This window comes from Streptomyces sp. 11-1-2 (assembly GCF_003595545.1).
In the GTDB taxonomy this organism is placed as follows: Bacteria; Actinomycetota; Actinomycetes; order Streptomycetales; family Streptomycetaceae; genus Streptomyces; species Streptomyces hygroscopicus_B.
In genome coordinates this window covers 7,104,249-7,117,936 of record NZ_CP022545.1, presented here as the reverse complement: position 1 = coordinate 7,117,936, position 13,688 = coordinate 7,104,249, and the positions used below count along the sequence as shown (strand labels likewise).

Here is a 13,688-nt window from a genome sequence, read left to right as displayed (position 1 = left end):
GCCGTGACCCACCTGCTGGAGGTACGCGACCTCCGCGTGGAATTCCGCACCCGGGACGGGGTCGCCGAGGCCGTCGGCGGGGTGAGCTACGGCCTGGACGCGGGCCGCACCCTCGCCGTGCTGGGCGAGTCCGGGTCCGGCAAGTCCGTGACCGCCCAGGCCGTCATGGGCATCCTCGACTCCCCGCCCGGCCGGGTCACCGGCGGCCAAGTGCTGTTCCGGGGGCGGGATCTGCTGACGATGGGCGCGCGGGAGCGCCGCCGGATCCGGGGCGCCGCGATGGCGATGATCTTCCAGGACGCACTCTCCGCCCTCAACCCGGTGATCCCCGTGGGCGCCCAGCTCGCCGAGATGTACGAAGTGCACCGGGGGATGTCCCGCAAAGACGCCCGGCGGCGGGCGGTCGAGCTGATGGACCGGGTCCGCATCCCGGCGGCGGGGCAGCGGTCCGGGGACTATCCGCATCAGTTCTCCGGGGGGATGCGCCAGCGCATCATGATCGCCATGGCGATGGCGCTGGAGCCGGAGCTGATCATCGCCGACGAGCCGACCACGGCCCTGGACGTCACCGTCCAGGCCCAGGTCATGGACCTGCTCGCGGAGTTGCGCCGGGAGTACGCCATGGGGCTCGTCCTCATCACCCATGACCTGGGCGTGGTCGCGGACGTGGCCGACACCATCGCCGTGATGTACGCGGGCCGGATCGTGGAGACCGCACCGGTGCGCGACCTCTACCGCCGCCCCGCCCATCCGTATACACGCGGACTGCTGGACTCCGTGCCGCGCGTGGACCAGCGGGGCGAGCGAGGCCACCGGGGCGGGGAGCTCTACGCGATCAAGGGAGCGCCGCCCAGCCCCCTCGCCATGCCCTCCGGCTGCCCCTTCCACCCACGCTGCCCGCGCGCCCAGGAGGTCTGCCGCGTCGAACGGCCGCCGCTGTACGAGGTGGTGACGGCGGGTGCGTACCCGGCGGGGACGTCTCCGGCGGGCGCGACCCCGGGGGGTGCGTCCCCGGCGTCCCCCGCGTCCGGCGGGCGGACCAGCGCCTGCCACTTCTGGAAGGAGGAGCTGCATGCCTGAGCGCATGTCCGATCCCGACGGGCCGGTCCTGGAGGTCCGCGACCTGGCCAAGCTCTATCCCCTGACCCAGGGCGTGGTGTTCAAGCGACGGGTCGGCGCCGTCCGGGCGGTCGACACGGTCTCCTTCGCCCTGCGGCGCGGGGAGACGCTCGGCATCGTCGGCGAGTCCGGCTGCGGTAAGTCCACCGTCGCCCGGCTGCTGGTCAGCCTGGAACGGCCGACCGCCGGGACGATCCACTACCGGGGCGAGGACATCACGCGTCTCTCGGGCCGCGCGCTGCGGGCCGTCCGCCGCAACATCCAGATGGTCTTCCAGGACCCGTACACCTCGCTCAACCCGCGTATGACGGTGGGCGACATCATCGGCGAGCCCTTCGAGATCCACCCCGAGGTGGCCCCCAAGGGCGACCGGCGGCGGGCGGTCCAGGAGCTGCTGGAGGTCGTGGGCCTCAGCCCCGAGCACACCAATCGCTATCCCCACCAGTTCTCCGGCGGCCAGCGCCAGCGCATCGGCATCGCCCGGGGCCTGGCGCTGCGGCCGGAGGTCATCGTCGCGGACGAGCCGGTCTCGGCGCTGGACGTGTCGGTGCAGGCGCAGGTGGTCAATCTGATGGAGCGGTTGCAGGACGAGTTCGGCCTGGCGTACGTCTTCATCGCCCACGATCTGTCGGTGGTCCGGCACATCGCCGACCGGGTCGCCGTGATGTACCTGGGCCGCTTCGCCGAAATGGGAACGGGCCCCGAGATCTACGACCACCCCACGCATCCGTACACCCAGGCCCTGCTGTCCGCCGTCCCGGTGCCCGACCCCGGGGCCCGCACCCGCCGGACCCGCATCCTGCTCCCCGGCGACGTCCCCTCCCCGGCCAACCCGCCCTCCGGCTGCCGCTTCCGCACCCGCTGCTGGAAGGCGCAGGAGCGCTGCGCGGCGGAGGTGCCGGTGCTGGCGGTGCCGACGGGCCTGGCGGGCCCGGCGGCCCATGCTTCGGCGTGCCACTTCGCGGAGGAGCGCGTGGGGGTCAGGGCATGATGTCGAATATGCTCCCGCCGGACCCGTACCCCGGCCCGCCGCCGTACCCCGGCTCGCCGCCCTGCCCCGGGCGCAGCCGGTGCACCGGGTGGACACGCAACTGAACTTGGGGCGCGAACGCCTGCATGGCGGTGGAGAGCCGGGTGTGGTCCACCTTCCACAAGGCGATGAACCGGCTGTTCCTGACGACCTCGTGCTCGATATGCGGCGCGATACCCGCGCTGAGCTGCGGGGTGAGCCCATGGTTGGGGCCGGGGGGGTCCGGCACGCCCGGCCGCAACTTCAGACCTATCCGCCGTATCGGCCTCTCCATGGTCTTTTTCGTGGACCACAGAACGACGGCTTCGATGTCCCACCACGGCACGACGGCGGTGAACCGGCGGTAGCACGTCACGGGGCCGCCCAGGGTTACGCCCGACTCATCGGCCCGGAAGGCCACCAGCCGCTTCCAGCCGACGCCCGAGAAGAGCTGCCAGGGCATGCGGGTGTAGTACGCCTGATAGAGCGGAGAGTGAGGGGCAGTCATGCCACGACCCTACGAGGTGCGGCGCGACGCCGTCTCGCGCCTTCGGCGCATTTGAGCATGGGTCGGCAGGTGGGGAGCGGGGCGCCGTCGCCGAGCGCCGGCCGCCGGGAGTGAGCGCCGGTGGCGGCGCCCGTGCTCGGGGCCGAGGCCGTTGCCGGACTGCCGGACCACCTCCAGCTTGGCGGGGGGGTGGGGTACCCCCCTTGAAAAACGTTTGACTAAATAGTTGCGTTAGATCAAGCACTTCCGGAAGGGGGTCGGGAGGGGGCACATCACCCTTCGATGCGGTCGAACTCCCCCGCCCTCGCTGCCCGCAGGAACGCGCGGAGCGCGGCCGGGGTGGTGGATATGACGACCTCCGGGTCGTCGCTCTCGCGGAGGTGTGGGGTGCCGACGGAGTCGGCGGCGAGTTCGACACACGTGTCGGAATGTCCCTCGCTGAAGCTCGACTTGCGCCACCTGAGGTGAGACATCAGCGCCCTCCTAGAGCAGGGGATACAGGAGTCGCTGGATGAGGCCCAACGAGTCCTTGGCGTCATGCGCCTCCGGTGAAACCGTTGCGTCCACGGGAGGCAACGCCACTTCGCACACCTTAGCGAAGGCATCGCCGTATCGAACGAGATCGCTACGGTCACCCAGGTAGAGCGACTTCTCCACGTGTCCCACGACCACTGTGCTCAGTTCCCATACCTCGGGCTGGATCAGCTCGAAGGACGTGCCGAACGCCACCGGCCCGTCGAACGGCATGACCTGCAGGGTGACGTTCGGCAGACGCGACAGCTCGATCAGTCGCAGCAACTGACCCCGCATGAGGCGAGGGCTGTTCAACGTCGCGCGAAGGGCCGCTTCGTGGACGACCGCGTGGAGCCGGGGAGCGCGCTCGCCGAGCAATACCTGCTGGCGCTTAAGCCGGAATTCGATGGCCAGGTCATCCTCTTGCCGGGAGGTGCGGACGTATCCAGCACGGTGGATGGCCGCCGCGTACTCGGGAGTCTGCAGCAACCCGGGTACGAACATGGGCTCGTAGCAGTGGAACGCACGGGCACCAGCCTCCAACTCGGCGACGTCCAGCAGTGACGGCCGCACCCGCTCCCGGTACTCCGTCCACCACCCCTTGCCCGACGCCTGCCCCATCTCGATCAGGGCGTCAACGTAGGTCGAGTCTTCACTACCACCAGCCACTGCGAGGGAGCGCAACCGCTCCGGTGACAGACCAGTCCGGCCGGACTCGACGTTACTGATGTGCGACTGCCGCATTCCCATGACCGCCGCGCTCTCCCCAACGCTCAGACCAGCGTTTTCGCGCAACTTGCGCACCTCCGAGCCGAACCGGCGCTGACGATACGTGGGATTTGCCCTCAGCCCCATACGCCCCTCCTCGACATCGCTCAGCAGTATGCCCCAGCCAACGAGGTTGTGGATTCACAACCCCGTTGGCTACCTTACGTATGGCGCCAGTCACAATAGGCACTCAACCGGAGGCTGCCCCATGCGCATGCCCGAAGAGCCCTGGTCCTACGGCCTGTTCATCCCCCACGACCCACGCGCCGTGAGCGTCGTACGGGCCACCATCCGCCACATCCTCAAGGCGGCGCGGCTCGACTGCATCGTCGACAGGGCCGAACTGCTCGTGTCGGAGTTGGTCACCAACGCGTACCGGAACACCACCACCGATGCGTACGTCAGCATGGACTGGGAGCCGATGCCACCCGACTTCCGGGTCACCGTATGGGACTCCGGCTGCGGGTTGCCGCAGCCGGTGACGGCGAACGTCGAGGACGAGAGCGGGCGCGGGCTCACGCTCGTCGAGTCGTGCTCCGACACCTGGGGCGTGCACGACTACACCGACAAGGACGCGGGCGTCACCGGCAAAGCCGTATGGTTCACGCTGACCCCGCAGCCACCCGCGATGGGGCAAACTGGATGAACATTGGCCTCCAGCGATCACCCTACGTGGACGACCTACGGCATACCGGAGGAGACAGCGCCGTGAGCACACAGCCCATAGAGGACTCCCACGACGAGCCGCTGTTCCCCATGCCGCCGCTGACCGAGCAGGCTCTGCGGGTCGCTGTGCGCTCCCTCGACCTCAGCGCGGCCGTCCGATTCGAGGAGGAATTCCACAGCGCCTGGCAGGAGGCGGTGCAGACGGACAGCACCGTCCCCATGCACACTTTCCTCCACCGCTGGGGGGTCTTCGTTGCTCTGCGGCGCCACCCGGACCGGGCTCGACGACTCCACGAGTTGGAAGCGGCCGTCGCCGATGCACCCAGCATCGAGGACGCCCGGCGGGCCTCTGCACAGATCGGGGTGCTGTTGGACACCGCGCGCCGTGAGGTAGCGGGGTGAGCGACTGGACCTGGGAGTACCTTCCCGATGCCGAGAACGTGGTCGGCGGTCTGAATCCGCAGATCAAGAACGATGTGGAGCGACTCGCCCAACGGCTGGCCGACGCCGCTGCCGTCAAGTACGTCGGCGACCCACCGATTCATGAGTCCGGGGTTTCGAACTTACTCGACCATGCAGAGGGCCGACTGATCGTCTGGTATCAGGAGCATCGTCGCTTCACCACCGTCTTCGTCGTCCGGGTACAGCATTGGCCCGAGTCGGACGAGGTCTGAACGACGGCGAGGGCCGCCCGGACCGTGGTGATCACGGTCCGGGCGGCCCTCGTCGTTCAACAGCGGGCCCGCGCGGCAGCGCTAGGCGTGGACCACGTCCTTCTCCTCCGCGAAGTGGCACGCCGACTCGTGTGCCGCGGGCGAGTCCGATCCGGCGAAGCGCTCCGGGATGGCCAGGAGCGGGATCTCCTTGGCGCACTTGTCCTCGGCCTTCCAGCAGCGGGTGCGGAAGCGGCAGCCGGAGGGCGGGTTGGCCGGGGAGGGGACGTCGCCGGTGAGGATGATGCGTTCGCGGCCCTCGCGCGACTCCGGGTCCGGGACCGGGACGGCCGACAGCAGCGCCTGGGTGTAGGGGTGCGTCGGGTGGTCGTAGATCTCGGTGTCGGAGCCGATCTCGGCCATCTTGCCCAGGTACATCACGCCGACCCGGTCGGAGATGTGCCGGACGATGGACAGGTCGTGGGCGATGAAGATGTAGGACAGGTTGAACTCGTCCTGCAGGCCCTCCATCAGGTTGATGACCTGTGCCTGGACGGAGACGTCGAGCGCGGAGACCGGCTCGTCGCAGATGATGATCTCCGGGTTGAGGGCGAGCCCGCGCGCGATGCCGATGCGCTGGCGCTGGCCGCCGGAGAACTGGTGCGGATAGCGGTTGATGTACTCGGGGTTGAGGCCCACGACGTCCAGCAGTTCCTGGACCTTGCGGCGCCGGTCGCCCTTGGGAGCCACCTCGGGGTGGATCTCGAAGGGCTCCCCGATGATGTCGCCCACCGTCATACGCGGGTTGAGCGAGGTGTACGGGTCCTGGAACACCATCTGGATGTTGCGGCGGACGGCCCGCAGCGCGCGGCCCGACAGCCTGGTGATGTCCTGGCCCTTGTAGAAGACCTCGCCCGCGGTGGCGGTCTCCAGGGTCATCAGCAGCTTGGCGACGGTGGACTTGCCACAGCCGGACTCGCCCACGATGCCGAGCGTCTCGCCCTGGTAGAGGTCGAAGGAGATGCCGTCGACCGCCTTGACCGCGCCGATCTGCCGCTTGAAGAGGATGCCCTGGGTCAGCGGGAAGTGCTTGACCAGATTGCGCACCTGGAGGATCGGCTCGCCGCGGTCGACCTTGGCCTCGATGGCCGCGACCGCCTCGTCCTCGGTGGCGGCGTCGACCGTCTCCACCTCCGTGACGTTGGGGGTGGCGTCCACGGCCGGTTCCATGGCCGCCTCGTTCTTCTCGGTGTCAGCCATGGAGGGTCTCCTTCCAGAAGTGGCACGCGCTGCCGCGGCCCGGCAGCTCCGTGCCGTCCTGCTCGGTGACCGGCACCAGCGCGGGGACGTCCGTACGGCAGATGTCCTCCGCCTTGGGGCAGCGCGGGTTGAAGGCGCAGCCCGAGGGGATCTTGAGCAGGTTGGGCGGCAGCCCCTTGATCGCGTAGAGCTCCTGTCCCTTGCGGTCCAGGCGCGGGATGGAGTCCAGCAGGCCCCGGGTGTAGGGGTGGGCCGGGCGCTTGTAGAGCTCGTGCACGGGGGCGGTCTCGACGATCCGTCCCGCGTACATCACGGCGATCTTGTCGGCGACGTCCGCGACCACGCCCAGGTCATGGGTGATCAGGATCAGACCCATGTTGTACTCACGCTGAAGCTCCGCGAGCAGGTCCATCACCTGGGCCTGGACGGTGACGTCGAGGGCCGTGGTCGGCTCGTCGGCGATGATCAGGTCCGGCTCCAGCGCGAGCGCCATGGCGATCATGATGCGCTGGCGCATACCGCCGGAGAACTGGTGCGGGTAGTCGCTCACCCGCTCCTTTGCCGCCGGGATGCGGACCCGGTCCATCAGCTCGATGGCCTTGGCCTTGGCGTCCTTCTTGGACAGGCCCTGGTGGACCCGGAACATCTCGCCGAGCTGATAGCCGACGGAGAGCACCGGGTTCAGCGAGGAGAGCGCGTCCTGGAAGATCATGGCGATCTTCCGGCCGCGGATCTTCCGGCGCTCCTCCCCCGACATGGTGAGCATGTCCTCGCCGCGGAAGAGGATCTGGCCCTGCGGGATCTTCCCGGGCGGCATGTCGAGGATGCCCATGATCGCCTGGGCGGTCACCGACTTGCCGGAGCCGGACTCGCCGAGGACGGCGAGCGTCTCACCGGCGTCGACGCTGTAGTTCACGCCGTTGACGGCCTTGGCGACACCGTCCCGGGTGTGGAACTCCACATGCAGATCGCGGACTTCCAGCAGTGGGGTGCCGTCGTCGCCTGCACCCTCGCGGACGGCGTCGTCCGCGGTCTTCTCGATGGTGGTCACGTACGCCCTCCTCAGCGCAGCTTGGGGTCGAGGGCGTCGCGGACCGCGTCGCCGAGCGTGATGAATGCGAAGACCGTGAGGCTCAGCATTCCGGCCGGGAACAGCATCACATGCGGGTTGTCCCGGATGGCGTCCTTGGCCGACGAGATGTCGATGCCCCACGAGATCGTCGGGTCGGCGAGGCCGAGACCCAGGTACGACAGCGTGGCCTCGGCGGAGATGTAGGCGCCGAGCGAGATCGTCGCGACCACGATGGTGGGCGCGAGCGCGTTGGGCAGTACGTGCCGGAACAGGATCCGGTTGGTGCCCGCGCCGAGGGCGCGCGCCGCGGTGACGTAGTCCGCCTGCTTGGCCGTGATCACCGAGCTGCGCATCACGCGGGCGATGGTGGTCCAGCCCAGGAAGGCGAGCGCCGCGATCACCACGTACACCTTGCGCTCGGTGAACGCGTTCAGCACGACCATCGAGCCGAGCAGGAACGGCAGACCGAAGAAGATGTCGACGATGCGGGAGACGACCGAGTCGATCCAGCCGCCGAAGTACCCGGCCAGCATGCCCAGCAGGCCACCGAAGATGGTGACCACGGCCGTCACCCCGACACCGACCATGATGGAGGCGCGGGTGCCGTAGATGACCCGGGCGTAGATGGAACGGCCCTGCCCGTCGTACCCGAACCAGTCGGCCTGGAAGAAGTGCGTCAGCTCCGGCTTGGTCAGGAAGTGGTTGGTCAGGTCGCCGTCCTTGGGGTCGGCGCCGCTGAAGAGACCGGGGAACATCGCGATGCTGAGCAGCAGCACCAGCAGCACCGCCGAGACCCAGAACAGCGGCCGGTGGCGCAGCTCGAACCAGGCGTCGCCCCACAGGGAGCGCGGCTTGCCCTGGGAGGCGGGGCCGGCGGGGGCGGTGTCCACCTCGGTCGGCGGGGCCACGGCGTCGACCGCCGTGTCGACCGCCGTACCGGACTGGGATTTGGTCATGTCAGGCATACCGGATCCTCGGGTCCAGGACCGCGTACAGCAGGTCGACGACTAGGTTGATCAGCAGGATGACGAGGACGAAGACGGTCACGACCCCGACGATCGTGGAGCCCTCCCGCCGTCCGAGCGCGTTGAACAGCAGATTGCCGACACCCTGGACGTTGAAGATGCCCTCGGTGACCACCGCGCCGCCGACCAGCGCGCCGACATCGGTGCCGAGGAAGGTGATCACGGGGATCAGCGAGTTGCGCAGCAGGTGGACGCCGATGATGCGGCGGCGCGGCAGGCCCTTGGCGAGCGCGGTGCGCATGTAGTCGGCGCGCAGGTTCTCGGCGAACGTGGTCCGGGTCAGCCGGGCCACATACGCCATGGAGAGCATCGCGAGGACGAAGCCGGGCAGCAGTAGCTGCTCCACGTCCATCGAGTTCTGCACATTCGGTGGCAGCCAGCCGAGCTCGTCGGCGAAGATGAACCGGGCCAGGTAGCCGAGGACGAAGACCGGCATCGAGATGACGATCAGCGTGAAGATCAGGACGCCGGTGTCCACGGCGCGGCCGGCCTTGAGACCGGCCCAGGCACCGAGCCCGATGCCGACGATGATCTCGATGGTGAGGGCCACCGCCGCGAGGCGGAGGGTCACCGGGAAGGCCATCCCCATCTCCTCGGAGACCGGGCGACCGCCGAAGGTCTTGCCGAAGTCTCCCTGGAAGAGGTTGACCATGTAGTCGATGTACTGCCTCCACAGAGGCTGGTCCAGCCCGAACTCATGGCGGAGGGACGCGACCTGCGCGGGGTCCGCGGCCTTGTCTCCCCACATCGCCCGGATAGGGTCACCGGGCAGTACGTGGACCATGAGGAAAATAATCAGAGTAGTCCCGATGAACACCGGGATCATCTGGAGCAGTCGCCTGGCGACATAGCGCCCCATCATGCCTCCATGCCGTTGGGGGGCGGCGGGGGCCACGTCTCGTCTGCGCCACGCGGGTGGGGGGATGAGCTGCGGGCCTCACGCCTGCGGGCCGGTGCCGCCGCTCCCCGGTGGGGGAGCGGCGGCACCGGCCGGCGGTCCCGATGATTACTTCTTCTTCACCTGGACGTCGGTGAAGATGGGGTCACCGTCCTGGCCGTAGGGGATCTTCCCCAGGACCTTGTTGGACTGGCCGCTGTTGACCTTGTAGAACCACAGCGGGATCGCCGGCATGTCCTTGGCGAGGACCTGCTCCGCCTGCTGGTAGAGCTTGACGGTCTCATCCAGGGTGGCGGCCTTGTCGGCCTTGGCGGCAAGCGAGTCGAACTCCTTGTTGGCGTAGCCGCTGGTGTTACCGGCCGCCTTGGAGCCGTACAGGTCCCTCATGAAGTTCGAGTTGACCGGGTAGTCGAGCACCCAGCCACCGCGGTACATCGACTTGACCTGGTGCTTGTCGCGCGCGTTCAGGTCGGCCTGGAAGTCGGGCTTGGAGTCGCCGACGCAGTCGACGCCGGTGGCCTTGCGGATGCTGTTGCAGACCGCGTCCACCCAGGGCTTGTGGTCCTGGTCGGCGTTGAACTGGATCGAGATCTTGTTGCCCGGGACACCGCCGCCCTCCTTGATGAGGGCCTTGGCCTTGGCCGGGTCGTAGGTGACCTGCTCCTTGAGCGCACCGGCCTTGTAGCCGATCACGCCGCGGGCGACATAGCTGTCGGCCGGGGTGCGGGAGCCGTGGAGCACGGTCTTGGTGATCGTGTCACGGTCGATCGCCATGGACAGACCCTGGATGACCTTGGGGTCGATGTTCTTGAACTGCTTGGTGTAGAAGGCCGGGACGACCGACTGGACCGCCGAGTACTCCTCGTCGATCGCGCGCTTGCCGAGGTCGGACTTGTAGTTGGTCAGCGCGGTGGTCGGGACCTGCTCGATCCAGTCGAGGTTGTTCGAGCGAATGTCCGAGTAGGCGGCGTCGGCGGTGGTGTAGTTCTTGAAGTCGATGCCGCCGTTCTTGGCCTTGTTCGGGCCCTGGTAGCCGTCGAACTTCCGGACCTTGATCAGCTTCTTGTGGTCCCAGGAGACGAACTTGTAGGGGCCGTTGCCGACCGGCTTCTCACCGAAGCCCTTGGGGTCCTTGAAGAACCCGGTGGGCAGCGGGGCCCACACGTCATAGCCCAGCTTGTAGGCGAAGTACGAGACCGAGCTGTTGAGCTCGATCTTGAACTCGTTGTCGTTGACGACCTTGAGGCCGGACATCTTGTCGGCCTTGGGCTTGCCCTTGTCAGGGTGGACGTCCTGGTAGCCCTTGATGTCCTGGAACCAACTGGAGTTGGTCTGGTTGTTCGACACGTTGGCCGACCAGTTCCACGAGTCCACGTAGGACTTGGCGGTCACGGTCTCGCCGTTGTGGAACTTCCAGCCCGGCTTGAGCTTGACGGTCCAGACAGAGGAGTCCTTGTTGGGGGTGACCGACTCCGCGTTGACGTACACCAGCTTGCCGGTGCCCGGCTCGTAGTCCACCAGCCCGGCGAAGATCTGCTTGAGGACGCGGCTGCCCTGGCTCTCCTTCGCGTTCGCCGGCTGCAGCGGGTTCTGCGGCTCGCTCAGCTGGGCGGTGAGTATCCCGTTCGGGTCCGCCGAGCCCTTGTTCATGTCATTGCTGCCGCTGTCGCTGTCGCCGCCACCACAGGCGGTTGCGGCCAGCGCCACAACTGCTGCCAACGCGACCCACTTGGCGCTCTGCGCACCGCGCATGGGTTTGCCTCCTCAGGAGTCCACTGTCACTACGAGAGGGGGCGCCCGGAGACACGCTGACACCCCTGACAGCGAAAGGGACCGGAACCCCCCAGATGTGCTCGTAGGTCCGCGCTCCCCACAGCGTGTGACCCATTGACCCGAGCTCAATGGACCCCATGATTGAGCACGTCCGGCCCTTAAACCACACCTTATGGGTCTCGCTTTGGTCACAGCATCTACGCGCGGAGCTTCGAAATCCGGACAAAACTGCCCCAGACAGACACACGCGAAACGGACTGTTAACACATCATGCGGAGTCTGGGCTCCGATACCCGGACGCCCAGATCCGGATAACCGCTTGACTGGCACCTTCCTGACATGACAACGGCCCGGACCCCCGCCGTGGAAGCGGGGGTCCGGGCCGTTGGCAGCTCACTGACGCACAGGGGGGCGCCTACGCTCCGTGATCGGCTCCGGAGTGCGCATCGGCGCACGGAGCGGGTCCCGGTGTCCGGCGCCCGGGCGTGAGCGTCAGCGCTTGGCGCGGGAGGCGCTGCGGGCGCGCTCCTTCTGGTCCAGCACCAGCTTGCGGATCCGCACCGTCTCCGGCGTCACCTCGACGCACTCGTCGTCGCGGCAGAACTCCAGGGACTGCTCCAGCGAGAGCAGCCGCGGCGGGACCAGGGACTCGGTCACATCAGCGGTGGAGGACCGCATGTTGGTGAGCTTCTTCTCCTTGGTGATGTTGACGTCCATGTCGTCGGAGCGGGAGTTCTCGCCGACGATCATGCCCTCGTACACCTCGGTGCCCGGCGAGGTGAAGAGCACGCCGCGCTCCTGGAGGTTGGTCATCGCGAAGGCGGTCACCGCGCCCGAGCGGTCGGCCACCAGCGACCCGTTGTTGCGGGTCTTCAGCTCGCCGAACCACGGCTCGTGGCCCTCGTGGATGGAGTGCGCGATACCGGTGCCGCGGGTCGCGGTCAGGAACTCGGTACGGAAGCCGATCAGACCGCGGGAGGGGACGATGAACTCCATACGGACCCAGCCGGAGCCGTGGTTGGACATGTTGTCCATCCGGCCCTTGCGGGTGCCCATGAGCTGGGTGACCGCGCCCATGTGCTCCTCGGGCACATCGATGGTGATGCGCTCGATCGGCTCGTGGAGCTTGCCGTCGATCTCCCGGGTGACCACCTGCGGCTTGCCGACGGTCAGCTCGAAGCCCTCCCGGCGCATGGTCTCCACCAGGATCGCCAGCGCCAGCTCGCCCCGGCCCTGCACCTCCCAGGCGTCCGGGCGGTCGGTGGGCAGCACGCGCAGCGAGACGTTACCGATCAGCTCGCGCTCGAGCCGGTCCTTGACCAGCCGCGCAGTGACCTTCCGGTCCTTCACGGCCGACTTGTCGGCGCCCTTGCCGCCGGGGCCGCGGCCGACCAGCGGAGAGGTGTTGGTGCCGATGGTCATCGAGATCGCGGGCTCGTCGACGGTGATCAGCGGCAGCGCGATCGGGTTCTCCGGGTCGGCCAGGGTCTCGCCGATCATGATGTCCGGGATACCCGCGACCGCGCAGATGTCACCGGGGCCGGCCACCTCGGCGGGCTTGCGGGTGAGCGCCTCGGTCATCATCAGCTCGGTGATCCGGACATTGGAGATGGTGCCGTCGCGCTTGATCCACGCGACCGTCTGCCCCTTCTTCAGCTCGCCCTGCTCGACCCGGAGCAGCGCGATACGGCCGAGGAAGTTGTCCGCGTCCAGGTTGGTGACATGGGCCTGGAGGGGCGCGGCCGCGTCGTACTCCGGCGCCGGGACGGTCCCCAGCAGGGTGGAGAAGAACGGCTGGAGGCTGTCGCTGTCGGCCGGGACGGTGCCGTCCTCCGGCTTGGTCAGCGAGGCCACGCCGTCACGGGCGCAGGCGTAGACGATCGGGAACTCGATCTGCTCCTCGGTCGCGTCCAGGTCCAGGAAGAGGTCGTACGCCTCGTTGACGACCTCGTCGATCCGGGAGTCCGGGCGGTCCGTCTTGTTGATGCACAGGATCACCGGCAGCTTGGCCTGGAGCGCCTTGCGCAGCACGAAACGGGTCTGCGGCAGCGGGCCCTCGGAGGCGTCCACCAGCAGGACCACCGCGTCGACCATGGACAGACCGCGCTCGACCTCACCGCCGAAGTCGGCGTGGCCGGGGGTGTCGATGATGTTGATGGTGACGGGGTCGCCGCCGCCCGCCGGGTGGTACTTCACGGCGGTGTTCTTCGCGAGAATGGTGATGCCCTTCTCGCGCTCCAGGTCGTTGGAGTCCATGACCCGGTCGTCCACGTGCTGGTGGGCGGCGAACGCACCCGCCTGCTTGAGCATGGCGTCGACGAGGGTCGTCTTGCCGTGGTCGACGTGGGCGACGATGGCGACGTTACGAATGTCGTGGCGCGTGGGCATAGAAGCGCGCTTCTCCCGGTTTCGTGGGTGGCGGCG

The 13,688-nt window shown here is 68.1% G+C and carries 14 protein-coding genes; 5 read left to right on the top strand and 9 right to left on the bottom strand.

The annotated features are described in order from the left end of the window. The first annotated feature begins 3 nt into the window (after positions 1-3). Entirely contained in the window at positions 4-1,080 is a 1,077-nt protein-coding gene (locus CGL27_RS30610) for an ABC transporter ATP-binding protein (protein ID WP_119991339.1), read from the top strand. Next, complete coding sequence (locus tag CGL27_RS30605; RefSeq protein ID WP_276147887.1) at positions 1,073-2,110, top strand: dipeptide ABC transporter ATP-binding protein; 1,038 nt, start codon at positions 1,073-1,075, stop codon at positions 2,108-2,110. The genes CGL27_RS30610 and CGL27_RS30605 overlap by 8 nt, the downstream gene beginning before the upstream one ends. Here CGL27_RS30605 and CGL27_RS30600 read toward each other — a convergent pair. The 3 genes from CGL27_RS30600 to CGL27_RS30590 form a co-directional block, all read right to left on the bottom strand. Then, entirely contained in the window at positions 2,100-2,636 is a 537-nt protein-coding gene (locus CGL27_RS30600; RefSeq protein ID WP_119991337.1) for a hypothetical protein, read from the bottom strand. The genes CGL27_RS30605 and CGL27_RS30600 overlap by 11 nt on opposite strands. Positions 2,637-2,908: 272 nt before the next feature. Then, positions 2,909-3,109, bottom strand: coding sequence for a DUF397 domain-containing protein (locus tag CGL27_RS30595; protein WP_078643358.1), 201 nt, complete (start codon positions 3,107-3,109; stop codon positions 2,909-2,911). 10 nt (positions 3,110-3,119) lie between these two features. Continuing rightward, a complete protein-coding gene (locus CGL27_RS30590) occupies positions 3,120-4,004 on the bottom strand; it encodes a helix-turn-helix transcriptional regulator (RefSeq protein ID WP_119991336.1) in 885 nt (294 codons plus the stop codon). A gap of 121 nt (positions 4,005-4,125) precedes the next feature. Between CGL27_RS30590 and CGL27_RS30585 the strand changes: the two genes are divergently transcribed. The 3 genes from CGL27_RS30585 to CGL27_RS30575 all read left to right on the top strand — a co-directional run bounded on the left by CGL27_RS30585 (position 4,126) and on the right by CGL27_RS30575 (position 5,257). Then, complete coding sequence (locus CGL27_RS30585) at positions 4,126-4,563, top strand: ATP-binding protein (RefSeq protein ID WP_119991335.1); 438 nt, start codon at positions 4,126-4,128, stop codon at positions 4,561-4,563. Between the two features lie 62 nt (positions 4,564-4,625). After that, positions 4,626-4,985 carry a hypothetical protein gene (locus CGL27_RS30580; protein ID WP_119991334.1) on the top strand — a complete coding sequence of 120 codons (360 nt, stop codon included), beginning with the start codon at positions 4,626-4,628 and terminating at the stop codon, positions 4,983-4,985. Beyond that, positions 4,982-5,257 carry a hypothetical protein gene (locus CGL27_RS30575; protein WP_119991333.1) on the top strand — a complete coding sequence of 92 codons (276 nt, stop codon included), beginning with the start codon at positions 4,982-4,984 and terminating at the stop codon, positions 5,255-5,257. Before CGL27_RS30580 ends, CGL27_RS30575 begins: the two co-directional genes overlap by 4 nt. Positions 5,258-5,338: 81 nt before the next feature. Here CGL27_RS30575 and CGL27_RS30570 read toward each other — a convergent pair whose 3' ends face one another. The 6 genes from CGL27_RS30570 to typA form a co-directional block, all read right to left on the bottom strand. Beyond that, on the bottom strand, positions 5,339-6,496 hold the full coding sequence (locus CGL27_RS30570; protein WP_119991332.1) for a dipeptide ABC transporter ATP-binding protein: 1,158 nt from the start codon (positions 6,494-6,496) through the stop codon (positions 5,339-5,341). After that, positions 6,489-7,547 (bottom strand): ABC transporter ATP-binding protein, encoded by a 1,059-nt coding sequence (locus tag CGL27_RS30565; RefSeq protein WP_078643350.1) that lies wholly within the window; start codon positions 7,545-7,547, stop codon positions 6,489-6,491. Before CGL27_RS30565 ends, CGL27_RS30570 begins: the two co-directional genes overlap by 8 nt. Positions 7,548-7,558: 11 nt before the next feature. Next, positions 7,559-8,533: an ABC transporter permease gene (locus CGL27_RS30560; protein ID WP_078643349.1), complete on the bottom strand. Its 975-nt coding sequence runs from the start codon at positions 8,531-8,533 to the stop codon at positions 7,559-7,561. After that, a complete protein-coding gene (locus CGL27_RS30555) occupies positions 8,526-9,452 on the bottom strand; it encodes an ABC transporter permease (protein ID WP_059145286.1) in 927 nt (308 codons plus the stop codon). The genes CGL27_RS30560 and CGL27_RS30555 overlap by 8 nt, the downstream gene beginning before the upstream one ends. 147 nt (positions 9,453-9,599) lie before the next feature. After that, complete coding sequence (locus CGL27_RS30550) at positions 9,600-11,243, bottom strand: ABC transporter substrate-binding protein (RefSeq protein WP_119991331.1); 1,644 nt, start codon at positions 11,241-11,243, stop codon at positions 9,600-9,602. Positions 11,244-11,756: 513 nt separating this feature from the next. Continuing rightward, positions 11,757-13,652 carry a translational GTPase TypA gene (typA, locus tag CGL27_RS30545; protein WP_119991330.1) on the bottom strand — a complete coding sequence of 632 codons (1,896 nt, stop codon included), beginning with the start codon at positions 13,650-13,652 and terminating at the stop codon, positions 11,757-11,759. Positions 13,653-13,688: the final 36 nt, after the last annotated feature.

What these genes read in the sequence shown, in the direction of transcription:
- CGL27_RS30590 (WP_119991336.1), bottom strand. Translation starts at nt 4,004, where the DNA reads ATGGGGCTGAGGGCAAATCCCACGTATCGTCAGCGCCGGTTCGGCTCG.
- CGL27_RS30600 (WP_119991337.1), bottom strand. Translation starts at nt 2,636, where the DNA reads ATGACTGCCCCTCACTCTCCGCTCTATCAGGCGTACTACACCCGCATG.
- CGL27_RS30560 (WP_078643349.1), bottom strand. Translation starts at nt 8,533, where the DNA reads ATGCCTGACATGACCAAATCCCAGTCCGGTACGGCGGTCGACACGGCG.
- CGL27_RS30555 (WP_059145286.1), bottom strand. Translation starts at nt 9,452, where the DNA reads ATGGGGCGCTATGTCGCCAGGCGACTGCTCCAGATGATCCCGGTGTTC.
- CGL27_RS30595 (WP_078643358.1), bottom strand. Translation starts at nt 3,109, where the DNA reads ATGTCTCACCTCAGGTGGCGCAAGTCGAGCTTCAGCGAGGGACATTCC.
- CGL27_RS30550 (WP_119991331.1), bottom strand. Translation starts at nt 11,243, where the DNA reads ATGCGCGGTGCGCAGAGCGCCAAGTGGGTCGCGTTGGCAGCAGTTGTG.
- CGL27_RS30605 (WP_276147887.1), top strand. Translation starts at nt 1,073, where the DNA reads ATGCCTGAGCGCATGTCCGATCCCGACGGGCCGGTCCTGGAGGTCCGC.
- typA (WP_119991330.1), bottom strand. Translation starts at nt 13,652, where the DNA reads ATGCCCACGCGCCACGACATTCGTAACGTCGCCATCGTCGCCCACGTC.
- CGL27_RS30570 (WP_119991332.1), bottom strand. Translation starts at nt 6,496, where the DNA reads ATGGCTGACACCGAGAAGAACGAGGCGGCCATGGAACCGGCCGTGGAC.
- CGL27_RS30585 (WP_119991335.1), top strand. Translation starts at nt 4,126, where the DNA reads ATGCGCATGCCCGAAGAGCCCTGGTCCTACGGCCTGTTCATCCCCCAC.